Source organism: Saccharomonospora iraqiensis subsp. paurometabolica YIM 90007 (genome assembly GCF_000231035.2).
GTDB lineage: Bacteria > Actinomycetota > Actinomycetes > Mycobacteriales > Pseudonocardiaceae > Saccharomonospora > Saccharomonospora paurometabolica.
Genome location: NZ_KI912239.1, coordinates 446 through 3020, shown reverse-complemented (window position 1 = coordinate 3020; position 2575 = coordinate 446). Strand labels below are relative to the sequence as shown.

At 73.0% G+C, this 2575-nt stretch carries 3 protein-coding genes and 1 pseudogene; 1 reads left to right on the top strand and 3 read right to left on the bottom strand.

Annotated elements, in window-relative coordinates:
• The 3 genes from SACPADRAFT_RS27520 to thyX all read right to left on the bottom strand — a co-directional run.
• On the bottom strand, window positions 1-930 hold a 930-nt coding region (locus SACPADRAFT_RS27520), incomplete at its 3' end, for a serine/threonine-protein kinase (protein ID WP_007027228.1).
• 85 nt (window positions 931-1015) lie between these two features.
• Complete coding sequence (locus SACPADRAFT_RS0213220) at window positions 1016-1414, bottom strand: ACT domain-containing protein (RefSeq protein ID WP_007027227.1); 399 nt, start codon at window positions 1412-1414, stop codon at window positions 1016-1018.
• A 3-nt stretch (window positions 1415-1417) separates the two neighbouring features.
• Window positions 1418-2170 carry an FAD-dependent thymidylate synthase gene (gene thyX, locus SACPADRAFT_RS0213215; RefSeq protein ID WP_007027226.1) on the bottom strand — a complete coding sequence of 251 codons (753 nt, stop codon included), beginning with the start codon at window positions 2168-2170 and terminating at the stop codon, window positions 1418-1420.
• A 158-nt stretch (window positions 2171-2328) separates the two neighbouring features.
• On the opposite strand from thyX, the pseudogene SACPADRAFT_RS27515 reads away from it, so the two are divergent.
• Window positions 2329-2575 (top strand): annotated as a pseudogene (locus tag SACPADRAFT_RS27515) (toxin-antitoxin system HicB family antitoxin); the annotation flags it as partial.

Here is a 2575-nt window from a genome sequence, read left to right as displayed (position 1 = left end):
CGTCCCGCCGTACTGCGGGACGGCGTGCCCGCCGGGTGGCGTGCCCGGCGCCGCCACGGGCTGCCGGGTGTGCGTGGTGAGCAGGTCGGCGGCCCGGTCGGCGGAGATCCGTCCCTCCGGGGCCGCGGTGAGCAGTCCCATGATCGCCGACGCGAGCGGGCCGTGCGCCCGGGTGAGGAAGGGGATCTCGTTCAGGATCGCGTGCAGGGTGGCGGCCGTGGTGGGGCGTTCGAACGGCACCACACCCTCCACGGCGTGGTAGAGCGTGGCACCCAGCGCCCACAGGTCGGAGGCGGGCCGGGCCTCGTGTCCGGCGACCCGTTCCGGGGCCATGAACGCCGGTGAACCGACGAGCATCCCGCTGGTGGTCAGGCGCGGATCGTCCACGGCCTGCGCGATGCCGAAGTCGGTGAGCTTCACCCGCCCGTCGGCGGCCACCATGATGTTGCCCGGTTTCACGTCCCGGTGGACGATGCCCTCGGCATGGGCCGCCCGCAGGGCGGACAGGACCTGCACCCCGATCGTGGCCACCCGCTCCGGGGGCAACGCCCCGCGCTCCCGCACCAGATCGGCGAGGGTGGGTGCCTCGACCAGCTCCATGACGATGTAGGTGGTGTCCGCCTCGGTCACCACGTCGAACACCGTGACCACCGCGGGATCGTTGAGTCGCCCGCCGGTCCGGACCTCCCGGAGCACCCGCTCCTGGAACACGCCGACGTCCTCGGCGCCGTCGGGCAGCCGCAGTTCCTTCACCGCCACCCCGCGGCCGATCACGGTGTCCCGCCCCCGCCGGACGACGCCCATGCCGCCCCGGCCCAGCTCCTCCGCCAGTTCGTACCGGCCCGCGATCGTGCGCGGCGTCCCCCCGGCAGCGGCACCGCCGGCCTGCTCGCCGGTCCGTTCGTCGGTCCGTTCGTCGGTCACAGCCATCCCCTCGTCCGCGGCGTCCCGATGCTAGCGACACCACTGTGCGGGATGGCGACCACCGGTGTCTCGACCTTCGGTGCGCGGGCCGTCACCCTTCGTGAACGTCGTGTCCCGCCTCGCGCAGCGCGGCGAGTGCGCGGTCGAGGTCCGCACCACGGACGAGCACGTGGTCGGTGTCGTAGGTGGACAGGGCGAACAGCGTCACCCCCGCGGCGGCCAGCTCACCCGCCAGCGCGGCCATGATCCCGGTCAGGGTGAACGAGAGCGGCCCCCGCACGGTGAGCAGGCGCCACCCGTGCTCCACCCGGGCACCCTCCGGCGCCGCCGCGGCCGCGCACACCACGGACAGCTCCGTGTCGGTCCGGGTCACCGAGACCAGCCCGGCTCCGGACCCCGGGTCGAGCAGCGGCGCGGGCACGGGTGCCGAGGGGTCCAGCCGCGCGACGACGTACTCCCCCGGCCGCACGTCCACGGCGAGCTTGCGCACGCCTCAGCCCTCGGCGACCCGGGGGCTGGACGCCACCTCGGTGCCGTCCGGCAGCGTCGAGATCGTGAAGTCGGCGAAGGCGTTCTCGGCCACCTTCTGCAGTTGCCGCAGACACTCGACGGCGAGCGCGCGGATCTCCACGTCGGCGTGCTCGGTGGCGCGCATGGCGATGAAGTGCCGCCACGCGCGGTAGTTGCCGGTCACCACGATGCGGGTCTCGGTGGCGTTGGGCAGCACCGACCGCGCCGCCTGGCGGGCCTGCTTGCGGCGCAGGGTGGCGCTCGGCGCGTCGGCGAACTTGTCCTCCAGCGCGGCGAGCAGGTCGTTGTAGGCCCGTACCCCGGCGTCGGCGGCGGCGAGGAACTTCTCGTGCAACTCGGGGTCGTCGGCGATGACGTCCGGTTCGACGATCGCGGCGTCCCGCTCGGGGACGTAGCGCTGGGACAGCTGCGAGTAGGAGAAGTGCCGGTGCCGGATCAGCTCGTGGGTGAGCGAACGGGAGATCCCGGTGATGTAGAAGGTGACGCTGGCGTGCTCGAGCACGGACAGGTGCCCGACCTCGATGATGTGGTCGAGATACCCGGCGTTCGTCGCCGTCCTCGGGTTCGGCTTGCTCCACGACTGGTAGCAGGCCCGCCCCGCGAACTCGGCGAGTGCCTGCCCCCCGTCGGCGTCGGTCGACCAGGACACGTCGTCCGGTGGGACGAACTCCGTCTTCGCGATCAACCGTACCTGGGGTTTCACCGTCTCGGCCACGTCCGACTCCCTCCTCATACGCGCCCGGCCAGCGTATCGCCCGGGCTCCGCGCCGGTCGGGCGGGCACCACACCGCCCGCGCCACGACACCGTGACGACACCACCACGCGGGCACACGGCCCCTTGTCGGACACCATCACCGGTGTCATTGTGATGTCATGGACCTGAATCCGTACCTGGAGACCCTCCGGGAGAACCTCGCGACCACGGCCTCCGCCGGGGACGAACAGCTCCAGCGTGCGGCGGCGGTGCTGTCGGCGGCGCTGGAGCCCGCCGCCCGGCTGGCGCTGATGAGCGCGCTGTCCGACCTCGCCGCGGAGGTGACGGCGGAACTGCCCGGCCACGTCGTCGACGTGCGGCTCGACGGCCGGGACGTCCGGGTCGTGGTGGACACCGTGACCCCGG